The sequence below is a fragment of the Aeromonas salmonicida subsp. salmonicida genome (genome assembly GCF_001643305.1).
Lineage (GTDB): Bacteria > Pseudomonadota > Gammaproteobacteria > Enterobacterales > Aeromonadaceae > Aeromonas > Aeromonas salmonicida.
Map to the genome: position 1 here is coordinate 1 of NZ_LSGW01000068.1, position 18,976 is coordinate 18,976.

The window sequence follows — 18,976 nt, forward strand, 5'->3', positions numbered from 1 at the left end:
TATTAGGATCAGTTATTTAAGTCAAGATAAGCAAAATAATAAATTCAGCGTGCAAAATAAGTGAACTGTTTTGAGTTCAGACTGGATTCAGTAATATTGAATACGTCATACCCGACTGAGTTCCAAGTAGGTGAAAATAGCGATAAAACCAAAATATTTGCACCATTTGACTACCTTTTCCCCATTTTAAAATGGCCAACGTGGGGATTTAATCAAAAAACTTGCCATAACGTGCCAGCACGATAAAATGTGCGCCGAATACCTTTAAGTAGAGGCGCGCTGCCTATGACTACTTGTGCGGAGGGTGATGCCTGTGATGCACAAGGAAAGGAGTCAGCGCCGAAGTAGCCAGGCCATCATACCGGGCTGCTGGTTCTGCATCGAACAGGTGCAGGACTGCCATAGTCATCCACTATGGAGCGCTACCTGAAGGGGCTGAGGAGTATAACCTCCCCATGGGTTTTGTTTCTTTATCCTCTCGGTAGATCTCCACCTGCTGTCTTTAGGTGCAAAGAGATCATGGACATCATTCAGTACGCCGACTCAGGTTGGTCTGTCGTTCCCCCCTTGTTGGCCGTCGCCTTGGCGATCCTGACCCGCCGCGTCCTGCTGTCGCTGGGGGCGGGGATCCTGACCGGCAGCCTGCTGCTCAATCAGTTTTCTCCCCTCGATTCCCTGCATTACATCTTGAACACAGTGCTCAAGATCTTCTGGGTCGATGGTGCGCTCAATCGTGACAACGTCAACATGATACTGTTCATGCTGCTGTTGGGTGGCCTCATCAGCTTGATGAGCGTCTCCGGCGCCACCCGCGCCTTTGCCGAGTGGGCCGAGCGCCGTGCCAAGACCCGCAAGGGGGCCAAGGCGCTCACCGGCATGATGGTGTTTGCCTTCTTTATTGATGACTTCTTTCACAGTCTGTCGGTGGGAGCCATCTGCCGTCCGGTGACGGATCGCTTCCAGATCTCCCGCGCCAAGCTGGCTTATCTGCTCGACTCCACTGCGGCTCCCGTCTGTGTGCTCATGCCCATCTCCTCCTGGGGCGCCTACATTATCGCCCTGGTAGGCGGTATCATGGCTGCGCACGGTCTGACCGAGCAGAGCCCGATTGCCGCGTTTGTCGAGATGATCCCGATGAACCTCTACGCCGTGTTCACCCTGATCATGGTGCTGGTGGTGATCGCGTTTCAGTTCGATATCGGCCCCATGCGTCAACATGAGCAGTGGGCGCTGGAAGGCAAGCTGTGGGATGAATCCAAGGGCCGTCCCATCGGTCTGGATATGGAGAGCCCGGAGGAGAGCAATGGCGGCATGATTGACATGGTGCTGCCGATCCTGACGCTGACCGCCGCCACCGTCTACTTCATGATTGACTCAGGGGCTTCCGTGCTGAGCGAGAAGGGGCTGCCCTTCAGCGTGCTCGGTTCGTTCGAGAACACCAATGTCGGCTCCTCTCTGGTTTATGGTGCCCTGTGCAGCCTGGTGGTTTCCATCGGCCTGGCGCTGCGCCTCAAGCTGGGTGCCAAGAACTGGATCAAGGCCGCGCCCCAAGGGGTGATGGCCATGCTGCCGGCGATCACTATTCTGCTGTTTGCCTGGGCTATCGGCTCTGTGGTGCGGGATGTGGAAACCGGCAAATATCTGGCTTCCCTGGCGAACGGCAACCTGCCGATCGAAGTGCTGCCTGCTGTGGTGTTTATCCTCTCCTGCGCCATGGCATTTGCCACCGGTACCAGCTGGGGCACCTTCGGCATCATGTTGCCCCTGGCCGGTGACATGGCGGCCGCCAGCGACATCAGCCTGATGTTGCCTATGCTGGCCGCCGTACTCGCAGGCTCAGTGTTCGGTGATCACAGCTCGCCCATCTCCAGTACCAGCATATTGTCGGCCACGGGTGCCGGTTGCCATCATATCGATCACGTCATGACCCAGCTGCCCTATGCGCTGACCATCGCCTTTGGTGCCGCGCTCGGCTACCTGGCCATGGGGTTGATGCATTCCGTGCTGGCGGGCTTTAGCGTCAGTGCGCTCTGGTTCGTGGTGTTTACCACTTATCACCTGCGCAAAGCGAAAACACGGCCGGCGCTGGCCACCGCATAACGCACAAAAAACACACTTGAAGAGCAGGGGGCCCATGGGCCCCTTGGTTTTGTCCGGGGCTTTGGTTAGCATGCGCCCCATAAATTCAGTTTCGGAACAGCATAATGGCTTCACTGCACTACAAATTTGCCACCATGAATTCAGGCAAATCCACCCAGCTCATCCAGGCCCACTTCAATTATCTGGAGCGTGGCATGCAGCCCCTGGCCATGACACCGGCCATCGACGATCGCTTCGGCGCCGGAGTGATCAGTGCCCGGGTTGGATTGGAGTTGAAGGTGGAGGTGTTCAGTGATACCTGCGATCTGTTCGACATGGTCAAGGCGCGCCATGCAGTAAAACGCATCGATGTGTTCATCGTCGATGAGGCCCAGTTTCTGACCCGCGAACAGGTCTACCAGCTGGCCCGCATTGTCGATGAGCAGGATATTCCGGTGATCGCCTATGGCCTGAAGACCGACTTTCGGGGGGAGCTGTTCCCCGGCTCCTACCATCTGCTATGCCTCGCTGACAAGTTTGAGGAGCTCAAAAGCATCTGCTGGTGTGGCAACAAGGCCCACATGAACTCACGGGTGAGCGAAGCAGGGCAGGTGATGCGCGATGGGGAGCAGGTGGAGATAGGCGGCAACGATCGCTATGTGTCCCTGTGCCGCAAGCACTATCTGGCCGGGCGGGCATATAAATAGTCTGATAGGAATGACAGCAAGGGCGCCTCTATGGCGCCTTTTTTGTTGCCGCCCGCGGCTCAGTCTATCTCTATATCCACCGGCGCTATGATGGGGTCGGCCACCGGCAGGCGGTGAAACAGTTGGCGAAAATGGTGCTGTACCCGGCCTATGTCCACCAGAGACATGCCGGAGGCGAAACCAAACCAGACATAGAGTCCGGTGAGGTCGCGAAACATGGGGGGCAGATAGCGGGGGGCATCGATCAAGCCCTCCAGATAGTGCTGATAGAGCACGGGAATGTCATCCAGCGTCACCTTGCCGACGAACAGCATGGGCAGGATTTCAGGTACCCCTTCCAGCACGGCGCTGCGAATGAAGTTGACCGTTTCCACGTAGCCACGCACGTAGGAGAGATCCTTGGTAAAGCAGGCCCCCCCTTCGACCATGCCGCCGCGAAATACCCGCTGAGTGATCTTGTAGGCATCGTGCTCGCTGGTGCCTTGTTTCACAAAGTGCTGGAACACTTCGACAAAGTCGGCGCCATGCTCCGCCATGTCGATGGCCATCACCCTGTCCGAGATACGCTTGGCCCGATCCGGAAAGGAGCTGAAGGTGAGGGTTTCAATCAATACTGCCAGCCCCTCCTGACAAGCGGTGATCCGCGGCGAGCCGGCACTGAGCCAGGTGGCGTAGGGTTGCTGGCGGCCGTTCAAGGTCGTGCCCACGTGGACCCAGCCTTCGTGTACTTCTAGCACTTGCAGATCCAGCTCGGAGAAGCGGGCGTGGGAGCTGAGCTTGATGTAATCCCCGCCGGCGGCGGCATCCGAGACAATGCCATCGCTCAACTTGACCTGCACAGTCCCCTCGCTGAAGTAGCTCGACAGCTTTCCCTGCAGCTTGGCGACCGCCGCTTCTCCCTCGAATTCCTTGGGATAGGGGCGCACCAGATGACGGGCGCCGGGCAGGGAAAAGATATCGCACAGACGGGCACCCAGCTCCTTGAGGGTCTTGCGATCGCCGCGCAGGTGGTCGCTGGCGGAGCCATAGAGCAATTGGCTGTAGCGCAGGAAATCAGGTTGCCCGCGCTGGCGGAGCATCTCGATCACCACCATGTACTGATCGACCGTTTCTTGCAGGATGCGGCCCAGATCGTCCTGGGGGCCCAGCTTTCTGCGGATCCTGTCCCTCAGCTCCTTGAGCTCCAGATACTTGTTGCGTGGATCGAAGCCAAGGGGGAGGGTTTCGTAGAAGTGCTGGCCGATGGCGGGCAACTCTCGTCCCCCCTTGGCCAGAAACTCGGCCTGAAGATGACGGGGCCACTTGATGGCATCCAGAATACGGATGGGCTTTTGCAGAGTCAGCAGTTCATCGGAGAGGGATTTCAGATGCAGGCGATACTTTTCTTGGATGGTCATCTGGCCTTCTGTCGAGCGAAGGTGGTGCGAGAATGGGCTGAGTATATGCATAGCGCTTGCCAAAAAGAAGCGGAGCCCCTGCTTATCCGGCCACTGCACTTTTGGTTGCCGGAAAATTGGTTTAGACTGCGCCCCTTGATCCTTATCGTGTCGTGGAAATGATGAATATCCCCAGCTCTGAAATGATAATGCGTTGGTTGCAGCAGGCTCGCATCGAGCACTATGTTTGCGACCAGTGTCATGGCATCCACATTGTCTCCCTGCAGTCTGTCGACGGCATTCAGGAGAGCCGGATCTTTGTCGAAGAGGAAGGGTTGCTGTTTTCATCCGAACTGGAAGTGCGCCCTTCGGCGCTGCTGCCGCTGATGGCCGAACTGGGTCGTCTCAACATGCAATACCCCTCGCTCAAGGTGTTCCTCGATATTATCGACGACAACCTGCCGCGCCTCATCGTCGGTCACACTGTCTTCACCAAGGCGGGCCTCTCCGTGGAGCAGTTCCTGTTGTTCGTTGAAAGCACCACGGCCGCGACCCACGAAGTGGTCTCTGAATGCGAGCGCCTTGGCTTCCTGAATCTGCCTGAAATACAGGTCGGATCCGAATCTGTGCATTGATTTGTGCGTTAAATGTGCGAACGGTTTCTTTGGCGAAAAAAGCCGTTGACGCAGGCGGGGCTTTCCCCTAAATTACGCCCCGTTCCAGCGCAACAGTGCTGCGAACCTAGTGTTGGCTGAACACGTTAATTAACAGACCAAAATTTGGTGAGGTATCCGAGTGGCTGCCCACCGACGAAGTCGGCAAAAAAGCGCGCGTAGCGTGCTCCGAAAGCCACTTCAAAGAAGTAAAAATTTGGTGAGGTGTCCGAGTGGCTGAAGGAGCACGCCTGGAAAGTGTGTATACGGCAACGTATCGAGGGTTCGAATCCCTCCCTCACCGCCATATTTAAAGAAACCGACCTGATGGTCGGTTTTTTTGTTTTCAGATGTGCCATTTTTCTGCGATATCCCCCTTGTGTGCGATGCTATTAGGTCATGTCTTTCGTACCGCTATGAATGGATAAAGCCCCATGAGATCCATGGGGCTTTTTTGTGCCTGAAGATGCACCGGCTGATGCTGTGGCAGAGGAGATATTGTCAGCCGCGACGTGGCATCTGCATGGAGGAGTTGGGCAATCTGTGCATCCTGCGGCAGGGAAGGCATGAATACATCGAGTGTCAGGGCCAGCTGCATGCAGCGACGCATGGAATATGCAACAGGACAGCAAAAGGTGGCTGGTCATGATGCCAGCCACACGCCAAGCAAATTGATGGTGCCGGTTTTATTCACCTCAATGGTGGAGGTACGCCATTGTGCGAGTGAGAGATGACAATGCAGGCCACATCAGCTTGCTGTCGTCAACGCTCCCCGTTTGCTGGCGGGTTTGATGACGACTCTCGACGTGAGCCGGGTCAGGAGCTCATAAGGGATGGTTCCTATCTTTTCTGCCACCTGCTCCACCGGCAGGCCATCCCCCCACAGGATCACTTCATCCCCCGTCTTGTCACCGGCACCGGGCCCAAGATCGACCGTGATCATGTCCATGGACACTCGCCCCACTATGGGGACCCGCCGACCATTGATGAGTACGGGGGTTCCCTGGGGTGCCATGCGTGGATATCCATCCCCATAGCCGACCGCAACCACGCCCAGAGTGGTGTCATGATGGGCCACCCAATGGCCGCCATATCCTACCGACTCCCCTTGCTCGCATGGTCTGATGGCGATGAGCTGGCTCTTGAGGGTCATGACGGGACGCAAATCATGATCGGATGCCAGCTGTCCGCCAAAGGGGGAGGCGCCATAGAGCATGATACCCGGCCTTATCCAGTCGCTGCGAGAGTCTGGCCAGGCCAGGATCCCCGCCGAGTTGGCCATGGCCCTCTCGCCCTGCATCCGTGCTGTGAGTGCATTGAACTCCTCGATCTGCTGCGGGGTGGCTTGGCTATCCTGCTCGTCGGACTGGCTGAAATGGGTCATGAGATGAAAGGGCTGCACCACGTTCTTGCAGTTGGCCAGCCGCTCGACAAAGGCGGGAATATCCTGCGCCCTGAGCCCCAACCGGTTCATTCCCGTATCAAGCTTGAGCCAGACGGTGATCGGTGTCGGCAGGTCGGCCTGCTCAAGCAGTGCCAGCTGATCCCAGGTATGAATGGTGGTCTGTAAGTCGTGAGCCGCCAGCAGGGGGAGTGCCTCTGCCGAGAAGAATCCACCCAACACCAGAATGGGCTTGGTGATGGCGTTTGCCCGCAGAACCAGCGCCTCTTCGATCCGCGCCACCCCATAGGCATCCGCCTGAGACAGGGTATTGGCGACTTGCAACAGACCATGTCCATATGCGTTGGCTTTGAGCACGGCGATGATCTTGCTGTGGGGAGCATGGCGCCGCACAACGGCAAAATTATGGTGCAGTGCATCCACATCGATGCTGGCAGTAACAGTATTCATGATGGGTTATTTCTTCCATGAAAATGAAGATGGATATTGCCGGCAGCACAATAAGCATGGCGTGTTTGGCAAACGTCATTCAGTCATCGCACTCCTTGTGCGATTAAAGATTTACAATGTCATTTGAATATCTAATTGGCATAGGCATTATCTTTATATTCAGCCATGTGCTGACGAGTTAATACCTATTTTAAAAATAAACCCTCACTGGTATATGGATATAAAATATCGGCCAGTTTGTCTGAGCCCTCCATGGTGAACTGCTTCAATACAGGTAGCGACTTTGTAGGGGCATGGTCACTACGCTGTTAGCACATACACCTGTTTATGTTTTAATTATGTTATCAGTCGTGCTTGTAATGGTAAATAGTGTATGATGAATAATCGTTTTTTGACAAAATCATGGCATTTTCATCTGCCAATGTTTTTTGGCTGGTGATTTCTATCGCGTTTTCTTGTCGGGGAATTATTTCTGTCTGCAGCCAGGAAACGAATTGCTCCCGGAGGATCGCAAGGGGGCATAGCGACAAGAGAAAAATCCACAGTGGTTTCCCCCCTCTTTTCCATTATCTCTGTATGCCTGATACGAGAAACCCTGTGTTGATGAGCGATGATATGTCGCAGGTATTTGGAACAGGGCAATATGTACAAGCAGGGCCTCCGAGGCAATGATGAAGGCTGTCGTATGAGTCGTTGGTTGGCGTGCTTATGATACGGTGTCGCCATTGGGGGAGCCTGCGCAGCAAGTGGACGACCCTTTTGAGGCTCTTCGTGTCAGCTTCTCATGTCAGTTGATTAAATACCTGGCCATGTGATAGCGCGTCTTATTGCTATCTCCGTTCGCTTCAGTAATATTTCATTTACATTAAATAAAGGTGTATCTGGTAGCGGTGTTTATTTTCATCGGGATTACTCAGTGTCAGTAACACCTGCATGGGATAATTTGTGTGATCAGGTATCCGCTCTGAATATTTAGCATCGAGAATTAACGTGTAATTTTAATGTTGTTAATTCAATCTCAGCATTAACTACCCCCTTGTGGATATTTGTGTAAGCCAGTGCTGGAAGAGTTAAGAGTTTGCTACATATGATTTTTTTGATTAATGGTGATGGGTTTTATATTTTGGTAATGCCCTGTGGCTTGATAAAGATCAACACGTGAGGAGAGGGGAGTCCTTAGCATTTCCGTCATTAAGCATTTATCAAACAAGTGCTCACTAACGGGAATAAGAAGAATGGTCGAGGATAATTTTTTATCGGCTCATGGAATTAATCGCCGTGACTTTATGAAATTGTGCGCCGGGATGGCCGCAACCCTGGGTCTAAGCCAGAATGCCGTGGCCAAGATGGCTACTGCGCTCACCAGCCCCGAGCGACCGCCGGTGATCTGGATTGGGGCGCAGGAGTGCACAGGTTGCACCGAGTCACTGTTGCGCGCCACCCACCCCACCATCGAAAACCTGATCCTCAATACCATTTCGCTGGAGTATCACGAGGTGCTCTCGGCGGCCTTTGGTCATCAGGCGGAAGAGAACAAGCACAACGCCATCAAGCGTTATAAAGGCAAGTACGTGCTGGTGGTGGATGGCTCCATTCCGCTCAAAGATGGTGGCGTCTACTGCATGGTGGCCGGTGAGCCCATCGTCGACCATATTCGCCGTGCTGCCGTCGATGCGGCTGCGGTCATTGCCATCGGCTCCTGCTCCGCCTGGGGTGGCGTGCCTGCCAGCGGCAGCAACCCGACTGGCGCCGTCAGCCTCGAAGAGGCCCTCGGCAATATCGGCACCCCCATCATCAATATTCCCGGCTGCCCGCCCAATCCCCACAACTTCCTCACCACGGTTGCCTACTACATCACCTACGGCAAGCTGCCGGCGCTGGATAGCAAGAAGCGCCCGCTGTTTGCCTATGAGCGCCTGATCCATGAGAACTGCGAACGTCGTCCGCACTTCGACGCTGGCCGCTTTGCCAAGGAGTTTGGCGATGAGGGCCACCGTCAGGGCTGGTGTCTCTACCATCTGGGCTGCAAGGGACCGGAGACCTACGGCAACTGCTCGACCCTGGAGTTCTGCGATGTGGGCGGCGGCATCTGGCCGGTCGGCATCGGCCACCCCTGTTATGGCTGCAACGAGAAGGGGGTGGGTTTCAGCAAGGGGATCTTCCAGCTGGCCAAGGTCGAGAACCCGACCCCGCGGGTGGATAAACCCGATGTGAAGATCCAGGAGGGGGGCTATACCTCGCCCACAGCCACGGGTCTCATCGGGGGAGCCCTCGGGGTGCTGGTGGGGGTAAGTCTGATGACGGTGCGTGAACTCGGCCGCCAGCAGAAGCGCCACGAAGCCGGGCAGCACCCATCACGGGAGGAGTGACCGTGAACAGACGCAATTTCCTCAAATTTGCCTCCGCCAGTGCATTGGCGGCAGGGGCAAGCGTGCCCGGCCGAGCCATGGCGGCGGCCAAGAACAAGCCGCCCATTCCCGGGTCGCTCGGCATGCTCTACGACTCCACCCTCTGCGTCGGCTGTCAGGCCTGCGTGGCGGAGTGCCAGCGTTTGAATGGCAACCCGTCCAATCCGGAGGGAGCACAGACCTGGTCCACCAACGACAAGCTGACGCCCTACACCAACAACATCATTCAGGTGTGGAAGAGCGGCACGGGTGAGCACAAGGATCAGCTGGTGGATGGCTATGCCTACATCAAGAAGCAGTGCATGCACTGCGTCGATCCCAACTGCGTCTCGGTCTGTCCGGTGCAGGCTCTTACAAAAGATCCCAAGACCGGCATAGTCCACTATGACCCGAGCGTCTGCACCGGTTGCCGCTATTGCATGGTGGGCTGCCCGTTCGATGTGCCCAAATATGACTACGACAACCCCTTGGGGGCGATCCACAAGTGCGAACTCTGTAACCAGAAAGGGCTTGAGCGGATCAGCCAGGGCAAGCTGCCCGGCTGTGTCGAGGTGTGCCCGACCGGCGCCGTGATTTTTGGCACCCGCGAGGATCTGATGGCCGAGGCCAAGCGCCGCCTGCTGGCGAGCCCCGGCAGCGAATACGCCTATCCGCGCCAGACCCTTACCGCCAACGACCCTTACCTACATGAGGTGCCGAGCTACCAGCCTTACGTCTATGGCGAGAAGGAGGGGGGCGGTACCCAGGTGCTGGTACTGGCCGGGGTGCCCTACACCAAGCTCGACATGCCTGACCTGCCGGAGCTCTCCTCCGGTGCTCGTTCCGAGCATATCCAGCACACCCTCTACAAGGGGATGGTGCTGCCCATGGTGGTGCTGACCGGCCTCTCCGTGCTCATTCGTCGCAACAGCAAGAAGAACGGTCACGATCACCATCAAGGCGATGGCCATGATCAGGGCTCGGGCAAGCAGGGCCATGAAAAGGGAGGCAAGGATCATGAGTAATCACAAGGCGTATCCGCTCGGCGGCAAGCTGGTCAGCTGGCCTGTGCTGGTGCTGGCCCCCTTTGCCGTGCTGTGCGGCATGCTGATCCTCAAACGCCTCTTCTTCGGGCTGGGCTCGGTCACCGATCTCAACGGGGGTTATCCCTGGGGGCTGTGGATCTCCTTTGACCTGCTGATCGGCACCGGTTTCGCCTGTGGCGGCTGGGCATTGGCCTGGGCGGTTTACGTGTTCAACCGGGGCGAGTATCACCCCCTGGTGCGACCGGCGCTCTTGGCCAGTCTGTTCGGCTATTCGCTGGGGGGCCTCTCCATCACCATCGACGTGGGGCGTTACTGGAACCTGCCGTACTTCTACCTGCCCGGCCACTTCAACACCTCCTCGGTGCTGTTCGAGACGGCGGTCTGCATGACCATCTATATCGGGGTGATGGCGCTGGAGTTCGCGCCCGTGCTGCTGGAAAAGTTTGGCTGGAAGGCGTCACTCATTCGCCTCAACAAGATCATGTTCTTCGTGCTGGCGCTGGGGGCGCTGCTGCCCACCATGCACCAGTCCTCCATGGGCTCTCTGATGATAGTGGCGGGGGAGAAGATACATCCGCTCTGGCAAAGCTACGAGCTGCTGCCTGTCTTCTCCTTGCTGACCGCCTTCATCATGGGTTTCTCCATCGTAGTGTTCGAGGGCTCTTTGGTGCAGGCGGGGCTGGCGGGGCGGGGTCCCAACGAGAAGTCGCTCTTCTACAAGCTGACCCAGGTGATCGACATCTTCCTGATCCTGTTTGTGGCGCTGCGCTTTGCCGAGATCGTCATCAACGACAAGTCGGCCTATCTCTCCGAGTTCAATCGCTACGCCGTCATGTTCTGGAGCGAGATTGCGCTGATGCTCTTCCCGCTGCTGGTGTTCCACTGGGACAAGAGCCGCCGGGATTCGCGCATGTTGTTCCTGGGCGCCCTCAGCATGCTGCTGGGCGCGGCCCTCTGGCGACTGGATTACTCCCTGCTCGCCTTCAACCCCGGCAATGGCTACCACTACTTCCCCTCCGCGGAGGAGGTGCTGATCTCCCTGGGCTTCGTCGCCATCGAGGTGTGTGCCTATTTGCTGTTGATCCGGCTCTTGCCGGTACTGCCATCACTTGAACGTGTTCACCAAGATTATCAGGCCCGAGGGAAAGCCAACGTATGAGCCAACGTATCACCATAGACCCCATCACCCGCATTGAGGGGCACCTGCGTATCGACTGCGAGATCGAAGGCGGCATAGTCACCAAGGCCTGGTCGTCCGGCACCATGTGGCGCGGTATGGAGGAGATCGTCAAGGGCAACGACCCGCGCGATGCCTGGATGATAGTGCAGCGGATCTGCGGGGTATGTACCTCCATTCACGCCATCGCTTCGGTGCGGGCGGTGGAGAACGCCATCGGCGCCAAGGTGCCGGTCAATGCCCAGTACATCCGCAACCTCATCATCGCGGCCCACAACATCCACGATCACATAGTCCACTTCTACCAGCTCTCGGCGCTGGACTGGGTGGACATCACAGCCGCGCTGCAGGCCAATCCGCAGAAGGCGGCGGATATCCTCAAGGGGGTCTCTACCTGGTCTCTCAACAGTGCCGACGAGCTGACCAAGGTGCAGGACAAGATCCGCGCTTTGGTGGCGAGCGGTCAGCTCGGCATCTTTGCCAACGGCTACTGGGGTCACAAGGCCATGAAGCTGAGCCCGGAGGTGAACCTCATCGCCGTGGCCCACTACCTGCAGGCGCTGGAGTGCCAGCGCGATGCCAACCGCATCGTCGCCATCCTGGGTGGCAAGACGCCCCACATCCAGAACCTGGCTGTGGGCGGGGTGGCCAACCCCATCAACCTGGATGCGCCAAGCGTGCTCAACCTGGAACGGCTGCTCTATGTGAAGAGCTTTATTGACCGGCTCGGCGAGTTCATCGAGCAGGTCTACAAGGTGGATGCCGCCATCATAGCCGCTCACTATCCCGAGTGGCTGGCGCTGGGGCAGGGGGCCAAGCACTACCTGAGCGTGCCCGAGCTTCCTACCGATGCCAACGGCGGCAGCTTCCTGATGCCGGGTGGCTACATCGAAAACGGTGATCTGGTGGGTTATCGCCCCATCGAGAGCCATCAGGATGCCTGGCTGATGGATGGCATTGCCGAGAGCAACAAGCACGCCTGGTACAAGGATGACGAGCCGCTCAAGCCGTGGGAGGGCAAAACCGAGCCCAACTACACCGGCTGGCAGGACGATGGCAAATACTCCTGGGTCAAATCCCCCACCTTCTACGGCAAGGTGGTGGAGGTGGGGCCGCTCGCAGATCTGTTGGTTAAACTGGCTGCCAAGCACCCGGAAACGGTGGCGCACTTCGACCAGTTGAACGGTATCTACAAGGCGCTCACCGGTTCGGCCATCAAGACCGAACAGCTGCACTCCACCATGGGGCGCATTATCGGCCGCGCGGTGCGCTGCTGCGTGCTGAAAGACACCCTGGCGCACCAGTGGAAGGCGCTCATCGACAACATCGGCAAGGGGGATTTCACCGCCTACATCAAGGCCGAGATCCCGGCGGACAAGGAGTTTCGCGGGGTGGGTTTTGAAGAGGCGCCGCGCGGCATGCTCTCTCACTGGATCGTCATCAAGGAGGGCAAGATCGCTAACTATCAGGCGGTGGTGCCGTCGACCTGGAACTCGGGTCCGCGCAACTTCAATGACGAGCCCGGCCCTTACGAGCAGGCACTGGTGGGCACGCCGGTGGCGGATCCCGCCAAACCGCTGGAGGTGGTGCGTACCATCCACTCGTTCGACCCCTGCATGTCCTGCGCGGTGCACGTGGTGGATACCCAGAATGGCGAAGTGACTCAGGTGAAGGTGCTGTGATGAACACCCTGATCCTGGGAGTGGGCAACCTGCTGCTGAGCGATGAGGCGGTGGGAGTGCGCCTCGTCGAGGCGCTGGGGCGCGAATACCGTTTCGCCCCCGGCATCGAGCTGCTGGACGGCGGCACCGCCGGCATGGAGCTGCTGGAAGCCATGGCCAGTCGCGATCACATCATTCTGGCGGATGCGGTGCGCAGCGGTAACCCGCCGGGCACAGTAGTGACCCTGAAGGACGAGGAGATCCCGACCCTGTTTGGCCGCAAGATCTCCCCGCACCAGCTGGGGCTGGCGGACGTGCTCTCGGCGCTGCACATGACGGGGGAGTCGCCAAAGCGGCTCACTCTGATCGGCATAGAGCCTGAATCTCTCGAACCCCGCATCGGCCTCACCCCGCGAGTGGCGGCCGCGATGGGGGAGGCGAAGGATCGGATTTTGACCCTGCTGGCCAGCGTTGGCGCCCCCGCAATGCCGCTTTCCGAACAGGAAAAGGCAAAACAAGAGCAGGAGGGCCTATGGCGCAGTCCCATTTGAGCGAGGCTGACGCCGTACAGGAACGCGTGCAGGAGTTTGCCGGTTTCGCCACCAATCCAGCGCCCCTGCTGGTGGCCCAGTACGAGCGGATCGCCCGGGAAGAGATGCAAGGGCTGCCCTTCTATCACGCCACCATGCCTATTGTGGCCGAGTGCGTGTTGTTTGAAGAGCAGTGGCTCGGCTGCGTGCTCACCCCCTGGATGCTGAGCCTGGTGGTGTTGCCGGGGCCGGATCAGCTTTGGCCCGTGCGCCGCAGCAGCGATCGGCTCGCTCTGCAGCTCCCCTGCGGCAACATGACCTTTATGGTGGGTGAATTGCCCGAGACGGGACAGCTGCTGGCCTGCTCTCTGATGTCGCCGCTCGATCCCCATCTCGGGGCCGAGCAGGGGAGCTCGCTGGTGAGCAGCACCCTCAAGATGCTGCACTCCTTGCCGCTGCATCAAGGTGCCGTCGGTGTGGATCTGGGGCGCAGACGGCTGTTTGGTGCTCGTCGTGGCCAACCGGCATAGCCGCTAGGTTTCACGCGAAATCAAGTTTAGAATAGGGGCCCGTTTTGGCCCCTCACTCGCTTCTTCGTTTGACGTTTTTCTTCGAGGTGAGTGGTACAAACGAACAAGGAATCTTATGACCATTCAATGCCATGGCCGCCGCAAGGGTGTGCCTGTCGTCGCGGCCACTTTGCTGGCCCTGTTCTCAAGCGGACTCTCTCACTCCGTACTGGCCGCCCAACCTGTGCCTGCCGAACTCAAACTCGCCATTGGCGCCGAGCCCACCGAAGGGTTTGACCCCCTGCTTGGCTGGAGTCACGGCAGCTATCTGCTGCTGCATAGCCCGCTGCTCAAGCAGAACGCCGATCTCAGCTGGCAGGATCTGCTCACCCAAGCGGTGACCCCGAACCAGGATGGCAAGGGGTGGCTTATCACCCTCAAGCCCGACCTGAAATTCTCCAATGGCGCGCCCCTGACTGCCGAGGATGTGTCCTTTACCTATAACAGCGCAGCCAAGGGCGGCGGCAAGATCGACATGGGCAACTTTGTCTCGGCCAAAGTGCTCTCGCCCACCGAGGTGGCCATCACCCTGAGTGCCCCCCAGAGCACCTTCGTCAACGTGTTGGGCTCGCTCGGTATCGTGTCGAAGAAGGATTACGACGCAAAAGCGTACGCTCAAAAGCCTGTCGGTGCCGGCCCTTACCGGCTGGTGAGCTTCCTGCCCGGTCAGCAACTGGTGGTGGAAGCGAACCCCTATTACGCCGGTGGCAACAATGATTTCAAACGGCTGGTGTTTGTCTTTATCGATGAAGAGAGCGCCTATGCCGCCGCCCAGAGCAGCCAGCTCGATCTGGTGCGCATTCCCCCGTCGCTGGCGCCCACTGTGCCTGCCTCGCTCAAGCTGTGGGTACGGCCGAGCGTGGAGAACCGCGGCATCGTCTTCCCGATCCCCCCTGCGGACAGCAAGGATGCCAAGGGTTATCCCGTCGGCAACGACGTGACCGCCGATGTGGCGGTGCGCCGCGCCATCAACTATGCCATCGACCGCAAGCTGCTGGCCGACCAGCTGCTGGAAGGGCACGCCATCCCCGCTTACAGCGCGGTGGAAGGCTTGCCCTGGCTGAACAAAGCCACCGCCTTCAAGGACGGCGATGTCGCCCATGCCAACACCTTGCTCGACGAGGCTGGCTGGAAGATGGGCAGCGATGGCATTCGCCACAAGGGTGACCAGCGCGCCGCCTTTACCCTCTGGTACACCAGTGGCGACAGTACCCGCCGGGATCTGGCGGAAGCGGTGCGGGCCATGCTCAAACCCATAGGTCTGGAGGTGAGCCTCAAGTCCGGCAGCTGGGAGCAGGTGGAGCGCGAGATGCACACCAATCCGGTGCTGATGGGGTGGGGGAGTCTGGATCCCATGGAGCTCTATCACCACTACCAGAGTGGTTCGGGCGGCGTTGAGTTCTACAACCCGGGCTACTACAGCAACCCCGTGGTGGATGGCCACCTCAAGCAGGCGCTCGATGCCCCGAATTGGCAGGCGGCCGTGCCGTTCTGGCAGCAGGTGGAGTGGGATGGCAAGACAGGCGCCGGGGTGCAGGGGGATGCCGCCTGGGCTTGGCTGCTCAATGTGCAGCACACCTATCTGGCCAACCGCTGCATCGACCTTGGCAAGGGGGCGCCGGAAATTCACGGTAGCTGGTCCCTGCTCAACAACCTCTCTGACTGGCGGTGGACGTGCCGCTAAGTTCGACCTTGAGTCATTCCGGTTATCTGTTGCTAAAAGCCCTGCTGCGTCTGGCAGGGCTCTTGTGTCTGGTCTCTGTCGCCACCTTTGTGCTGCTGAGCTACTCCCCCATTGATCCCATCAAGGCCTATATCGGCAACGATCTGCTCCATGTGCCGCCCGAGCAGTACGCTCGCATTGCCGCCCGCTGGGGGCTGGATCAGCCGCTGTGGCTGCGCTACTGGCACTGGTTCGGTCAGGTGCTGCAGGGGGATCTCGGTTACTCCATGCTCTACAACGCGCCTGTGGCTCAGGTGATTAGCAGCCGCTTTGCCGCCTCCTTCCTGCTGCTGGCGGGGGCCTGGCTGCTCTCCGGCTTTTTCGGCATTTTGCTGGGGCTGTGCGCCGGTCGCTATCTCAACCGCTGGCCCGATCGTCTTATTTGCCGCTTTGCCTACCTGCTCGCCTCCCTGCCCACCTTCTGGGTTGGTCTCTTGCTGCTCGCCCTGTTTGCGGTGCACTGGCAGCTGTTGCCGGTCTGCTGCGCCTGGACGCCGGGGCTCTCTGCCGATGAGGCTGACTGGCTGATGCGATTGCGCCATCTGCTGCTGCCGGTGACCACGCTTGCGCTGCTCGGGGTGGGCAACATTGCCCTGCATACCCGGGGGCGGGTGGCCGAGGTGCTGGAGAGCGACTTTATCCGCTACGCCCGCGCCCAGGGGGATGGCGGCTGGCCCATGCTGCGTTTTCATGTGCTGCGCCACGCCCTGACCCCGGCGCTCTGCCTGCAGTTTGCCTCCCTCGGTGAGCTGATCGGTGGATCCCTGTTGGCGGAGAAAGTTTTCTCTTATCCGGGGCTCGGGCAGGCGACCGTGGATGCGGGGCTGCGGGGAGATATCCCCTTGCTGATGGGCATAGTGCTTTTTTGCACCCTGCTGGTCTTTATTGGCAACACTGTGGCCAGTGTGCTGCTGGCGCGAATCAATCGGGGTTGGGAGGGCGAGCATGCTGTTTAATCCGCTTCCCTCCATAGTGCGCCTCGGCGTGGCGCTGATAGGATTGGCGCTGCTGGCCGCCTACGGCTGGAGCTTGTCGGCTCAGGATGTGCCCATGGATCTGCTGGCTCGTCAGCAGGCTCCGTCGCTGGCGCATTGGTTCGGGACCGACCAGATGGGGCGGGATCTCTGGTTGCGGGCCTTTCAGGGTACCCTCACCAGTCTGGAGCTGGGGATCAGCACGGCCCTGTGCAGCGGGCTGCTGGCCATGGTGGCGGCAAGCGTGTCGCTTATTCATCCCAGATGCGATGTGGCGGTGCGCCTCGTGATCGACGCCATGCTGGCGTTGCCCCATATGCTGCTGCTGATCCTGATCTGCTTTACCGTGGGGGGCGGCATGCGCGGGGTGATCCTGGCGGTGGCGCTCACCCACTGGCCCAAGCTGGCGCTGATCCTCTGCGCGGCGGCGCGGCGGATCGCCTGCAGCGACTACATGGTGCTGGCCCGCTGTCAGGGGATGGGGGCGCTGCGTCGCTGGCGCACCCACCTGCTGCCGGGGCTGTTGCCCCAGTGGTTTATCGGTACCCTGCTGATGTTCCCCCATGCGGTGCTGCACAGCGCGGCTTTGAGCTTTCTCGGCTTTGGTCTGGCGGCCCACGAGGCCTCTCTTGGCCTGCTGCTGGCCGATGCCCTGCGTTATCTGGCCGGTGGCGGCTGGTGGCTGGCCCTCTTCCCGGGCCTGATGTTGCTGCTGCTGGTACTGCTGTTTGATCTGGCTACCCGCGCCCTGCAACAGCTGCTGTGGCACAGGAGTGAACCATGTTGAGTTTTGACCATGTGACCATAGAGGCGGCCCACTACTCCTGGTTGGGGCGCCGCAGCTGGCAGCCATTGCTGACCGATATCAGCTTGCAACTGGCGCCGGGGGAGATAGTGGCGTTGGTGGGGGGGAGCGGCGAGGGTAAGAGCCTGCTGCTACAAAGCGCCCTGACCTTGCTGCCGGACAACCTGCGGATGCGCGGCACCCTCTCCCTCGATGGCGTGCCCCTGTGCGACGCCAGCCGGGCCCGTCTGCGCGGCCACACCCTCTGCTATGTGCCGCAGGGGGTGAGCGCCCTCAATCCGCTGCTGACGGTGGAGCGCCAGCTGGGCCGCGCGGCTCGTCTCTGCGGCCAGAATGGTTCTCGCGAGCGGCTCGGCGAGCAACTGCAGCGTTACCAGCTGCCCGCGGCCACGCTGGATCGCTACCCGCGCCAGCTCTCCGGCGGCATGGCCAAGCGCATTCTGGCCTGTACCGCGGCGCTCGGCGGCGCCCGCTACATTCTGGCGGACGAGATCACCGCCTGGCTCGACGAAGGGCTGGCCTGTCTGCTGCTCGGCCAATTGCGCGAATTGGCCAATCAGGGCAGCGGTATCCTCTGGGTCACTCACGATCTGGCGCTGGCGGCCCGTTTTGCCGATCGCATCGTGGCGCTGCATCAGGGGCAGGTGAGCGATACCTTGAGCAGCCACCATCTGCGCCAGGGGCAGGGGAGCGAGATGCTTCGTGCCCACTGGCAGGCGCTGCCGGAGTTCAACTCGCTCTTCTCTGTGCCGGAGGTTTCCTGATGTTTGAAGTACGGGATCTTACCATTGCCCAAGGGGAATGCCCCCTCTGGCAGGAGCTATCGCTGGCAGTCAAAGCGGGGGAGCGGCTCGGCATCTCTGCCCCGAGCGGTTATGGCAAGACCACGCTGGGGCGAGTACTGGCCGGTTGGCAACCGGTTCGGGGAAGCGGGGAAATACGGCTGGATGGGCAGCCTGTACCTGAACTGGTAAAAGGTTATAACCCCATCCAGCTGGTGCCTCAGCACCCGGAACTCACCTTCAATCCCTATCGCACCACAGGGCAGGCGCTGTGGGATGTGTGGCGCCCCGATGACGCCATGCTGGCCCGTTTTATGGTCAAACCCGAGTGGCTTGGTCGTAAACCCGGCCAGCTCTCCGGTGGCGAGCTGGCCCGCATCGCGTTGCTGCGCGCCCTCGATCCCCGCACCCGTCTGCTGATTGCCGACGAGGTGACCGCCCAGCTGGATCCGCAAATTCAGCGCCAGCTCTGGCGGGAGCTGATGATTGAGTGTGAGCAACGTGGGCTTGGCATGGTGATATTCAGCCACCAGCAGGCACTGCTGCGCCAGATCTGCCATCGGGTGCTGCGCTTTGGTGAGTTGCAGCCCGTGACTGGTGTATTGGCTGAAAATGCGGCCTGAGGGTTAGTTCCCTCTCATCCCCAGCCCTTCTC

Annotated in this window: 17 protein-coding genes, 1 tRNA gene and 1 riboswitch; of the genes, 15 read left to right on the forward strand and 3 right to left on the reverse strand. The window is 59.3% G+C overall.

The annotated features are described in order from the left end of the window. Positions 1 to 261: 261 nt before the first annotated feature. Positions 262 to 433: riboswitch (Lysine riboswitch) on the forward strand. Positions 434 to 519: 86 nt separating this feature from the next. Both AXW79_RS11125 and AXW79_RS11130 read left to right on the forward strand, forming a co-directional pair. Further along, positions 520 to 2,100, forward strand: a complete 1,581-nt coding sequence (locus AXW79_RS11125; RefSeq protein WP_005315093.1) for a Na+/H+ antiporter NhaC family protein — start codon at positions 520 to 522, stop codon at positions 2,098 to 2,100. 104 nt (positions 2,101 to 2,204) lie between these two features. After that, positions 2,205 to 2,786 (forward strand): thymidine kinase, encoded by a 582-nt coding sequence (locus tag AXW79_RS11130; protein WP_005315094.1) that lies wholly within the window; start codon positions 2,205 to 2,207, stop codon positions 2,784 to 2,786. Between the two features lie 59 nt (positions 2,787 to 2,845). Here AXW79_RS11130 and AXW79_RS11135 read toward each other — a convergent pair whose 3' ends face one another. After that, positions 2,846 to 4,183, reverse strand: coding sequence for a flavohemoglobin expression-modulating QEGLA motif protein (locus AXW79_RS11135; protein WP_005315095.1), 1,338 nt, complete (start codon positions 4,181 to 4,183; stop codon positions 2,846 to 2,848). Between the two features lie 158 nt (positions 4,184 to 4,341). Here AXW79_RS11135 and AXW79_RS11140 point away from each other — a divergent pair, with 158 nt between their 5' ends. Together AXW79_RS11140 and AXW79_RS11145 are read left to right on the forward strand one after the other, a co-directional pair. Continuing rightward, the gene (locus AXW79_RS11140; RefSeq protein ID WP_080561576.1) at positions 4,342 to 4,797 is read left to right on the forward strand and encodes a type III secretion system chaperone family protein; all 456 of its coding nucleotides are present in this window, start codon (positions 4,342 to 4,344) and stop codon (positions 4,795 to 4,797) included. Between the two features lie 237 nt (positions 4,798 to 5,034). Further along, a tRNA-Ser gene (locus tag AXW79_RS11145) sits at positions 5,035 to 5,122 on the forward strand. Positions 5,123 to 5,212: 90 nt separating this feature from the next. On the opposite strand, the gene AXW79_RS11150 is transcribed toward AXW79_RS11145, so the two are convergent. Further along, a complete protein-coding gene (locus tag AXW79_RS11150; RefSeq protein ID WP_017413071.1) occupies positions 5,213 to 5,413 on the reverse strand; it encodes a hypothetical protein in 201 nt (66 codons plus the stop codon). A 150-nt stretch (positions 5,414 to 5,563) separates the two neighbouring features. Continuing rightward, positions 5,564 to 6,667: an alanine racemase gene (gene alr, locus AXW79_RS11155; RefSeq protein ID WP_005315097.1), complete on the reverse strand. Its 1,104-nt coding sequence runs from the start codon at positions 6,665 to 6,667 to the stop codon at positions 5,564 to 5,566. A gap of 1,235 nt (positions 6,668 to 7,902) precedes the next feature. Between alr and hybO the strand changes: the two genes are divergently transcribed. The 11 genes from hybO to AXW79_RS11210 all read left to right on the forward strand — a co-directional run bounded on the left by hybO (position 7,903) and on the right by AXW79_RS11210 (position 18,944). After that, entirely contained in the window at positions 7,903 to 9,036 is a 1,134-nt protein-coding gene (hybO, locus tag AXW79_RS11160; protein WP_005315099.1) for a hydrogenase 2 small subunit, read from the forward strand. A 2-nt stretch (positions 9,037 to 9,038) separates the two neighbouring features. Beyond that, positions 9,039 to 10,079: a hydrogenase 2 operon protein HybA gene (gene hybA, locus AXW79_RS11165; protein ID WP_005315103.1), complete on the forward strand. Its 1,041-nt coding sequence runs from the start codon at positions 9,039 to 9,041 to the stop codon at positions 10,077 to 10,079. After that, positions 10,072 to 11,259 (forward strand): Ni/Fe-hydrogenase cytochrome b subunit, encoded by a 1,188-nt coding sequence (hybB, locus tag AXW79_RS11170; protein ID WP_005315106.1) that lies wholly within the window; start codon positions 10,072 to 10,074, stop codon positions 11,257 to 11,259. Before hybA ends, hybB begins: the two co-directional genes overlap by 8 nt. Further along, complete coding sequence (gene hybC, locus AXW79_RS11175) at positions 11,256 to 12,959, forward strand: hydrogenase 2 large subunit (RefSeq protein WP_005315108.1); 1,704 nt, start codon at positions 11,256 to 11,258, stop codon at positions 12,957 to 12,959. The genes hybB and hybC overlap by 4 nt, the downstream gene beginning before the upstream one ends. Then, positions 12,959 to 13,489, forward strand: coding sequence for a HyaD/HybD family hydrogenase maturation endopeptidase (locus AXW79_RS11180; RefSeq protein WP_005315110.1), 531 nt, complete (start codon positions 12,959 to 12,961; stop codon positions 13,487 to 13,489). Before hybC ends, AXW79_RS11180 begins: the two co-directional genes overlap by 1 nt. Next, on the forward strand, positions 13,471 to 13,998 hold the full coding sequence (gene hybE, locus AXW79_RS11185) for a hydrogenase-2 assembly chaperone (protein ID WP_005315112.1): 528 nt from the start codon (positions 13,471 to 13,473) through the stop codon (positions 13,996 to 13,998). The genes AXW79_RS11180 and hybE overlap by 19 nt, the downstream gene beginning before the upstream one ends. Positions 13,999 to 14,113: 115 nt before the next feature. Continuing rightward, entirely contained in the window at positions 14,114 to 15,721 is a 1,608-nt protein-coding gene (locus tag AXW79_RS11190; protein WP_005315114.1) for an ABC transporter substrate-binding protein, read from the forward strand. Continuing rightward, complete coding sequence (locus tag AXW79_RS11195) at positions 15,706 to 16,716, forward strand: ABC transporter permease (protein WP_011898645.1); 1,011 nt, start codon at positions 15,706 to 15,708, stop codon at positions 16,714 to 16,716. The genes AXW79_RS11190 and AXW79_RS11195 overlap by 16 nt, the downstream gene beginning before the upstream one ends. Next, a complete protein-coding gene (locus AXW79_RS11200; RefSeq protein WP_005315119.1) occupies positions 16,706 to 17,521 on the forward strand; it encodes an ABC transporter permease in 816 nt (271 codons plus the stop codon). Before AXW79_RS11195 ends, AXW79_RS11200 begins: the two co-directional genes overlap by 11 nt. After that, positions 17,515 to 18,303: an ATP-binding cassette domain-containing protein gene (locus tag AXW79_RS11205; protein ID WP_005315122.1), complete on the forward strand. Its 789-nt coding sequence runs from the start codon at positions 17,515 to 17,517 to the stop codon at positions 18,301 to 18,303. The genes AXW79_RS11200 and AXW79_RS11205 overlap by 7 nt, the downstream gene beginning before the upstream one ends. After that, the gene (locus AXW79_RS11210) at positions 18,303 to 18,944 is read left to right on the forward strand and encodes an ATP-binding cassette domain-containing protein (protein ID WP_005315125.1); all 642 of its coding nucleotides are present in this window, start codon (positions 18,303 to 18,305) and stop codon (positions 18,942 to 18,944) included. The genes AXW79_RS11205 and AXW79_RS11210 overlap by 1 nt, the downstream gene beginning before the upstream one ends. Positions 18,945 to 18,976 lie beyond the last annotated feature (32 nt).

Coding starts and splice junctions, on each gene's coding strand:
- AXW79_RS11205 (WP_005315122.1), top strand. CDS start 17,515: ATGTTGAGTTTTGACCATGTGACCATAGAGGCGGCCCACTACTCCTGG.
- AXW79_RS11200 (WP_005315119.1), top strand. CDS start 16,706: ATGCTGTTTAATCCGCTTCCCTCCATAGTGCGCCTCGGCGTGGCGCTG.
- hybB (WP_005315106.1), top strand. CDS start 10,072: ATGAGTAATCACAAGGCGTATCCGCTCGGCGGCAAGCTGGTCAGCTGG.
- AXW79_RS11135 (WP_005315095.1), bottom strand. CDS start 4,183: ATGACCATCCAAGAAAAGTATCGCCTGCATCTGAAATCCCTCTCCGAT.
- hybO (WP_005315099.1), top strand. CDS start 7,903: ATGGTCGAGGATAATTTTTTATCGGCTCATGGAATTAATCGCCGTGAC.
- AXW79_RS11210 (WP_005315125.1), top strand. CDS start 18,303: ATGTTTGAAGTACGGGATCTTACCATTGCCCAAGGGGAATGCCCCCTC.
- AXW79_RS11180 (WP_005315110.1), top strand. CDS start 12,959: ATGAACACCCTGATCCTGGGAGTGGGCAACCTGCTGCTGAGCGATGAG.
- AXW79_RS11190 (WP_005315114.1), top strand. CDS start 14,114: ATGACCATTCAATGCCATGGCCGCCGCAAGGGTGTGCCTGTCGTCGCG.
- AXW79_RS11140 (WP_080561576.1), top strand. CDS start 4,342: ATGATGAATATCCCCAGCTCTGAAATGATAATGCGTTGGTTGCAGCAG.
- alr (WP_005315097.1), bottom strand. CDS start 6,667: ATGAATACTGTTACTGCCAGCATCGATGTGGATGCACTGCACCATAAT.
- hybC (WP_005315108.1), top strand. CDS start 11,256: ATGAGCCAACGTATCACCATAGACCCCATCACCCGCATTGAGGGGCAC.
- AXW79_RS11150 (WP_017413071.1), bottom strand. CDS start 5,413: ATGCAGCTGGCCCTGACACTCGATGTATTCATGCCTTCCCTGCCGCAG.
- AXW79_RS11125 (WP_005315093.1), top strand. CDS start 520: ATGGACATCATTCAGTACGCCGACTCAGGTTGGTCTGTCGTTCCCCCC.
- AXW79_RS11130 (WP_005315094.1), top strand. CDS start 2,205: ATGGCTTCACTGCACTACAAATTTGCCACCATGAATTCAGGCAAATCC.
- hybE (WP_005315112.1), top strand. CDS start 13,471: ATGGCGCAGTCCCATTTGAGCGAGGCTGACGCCGTACAGGAACGCGTG.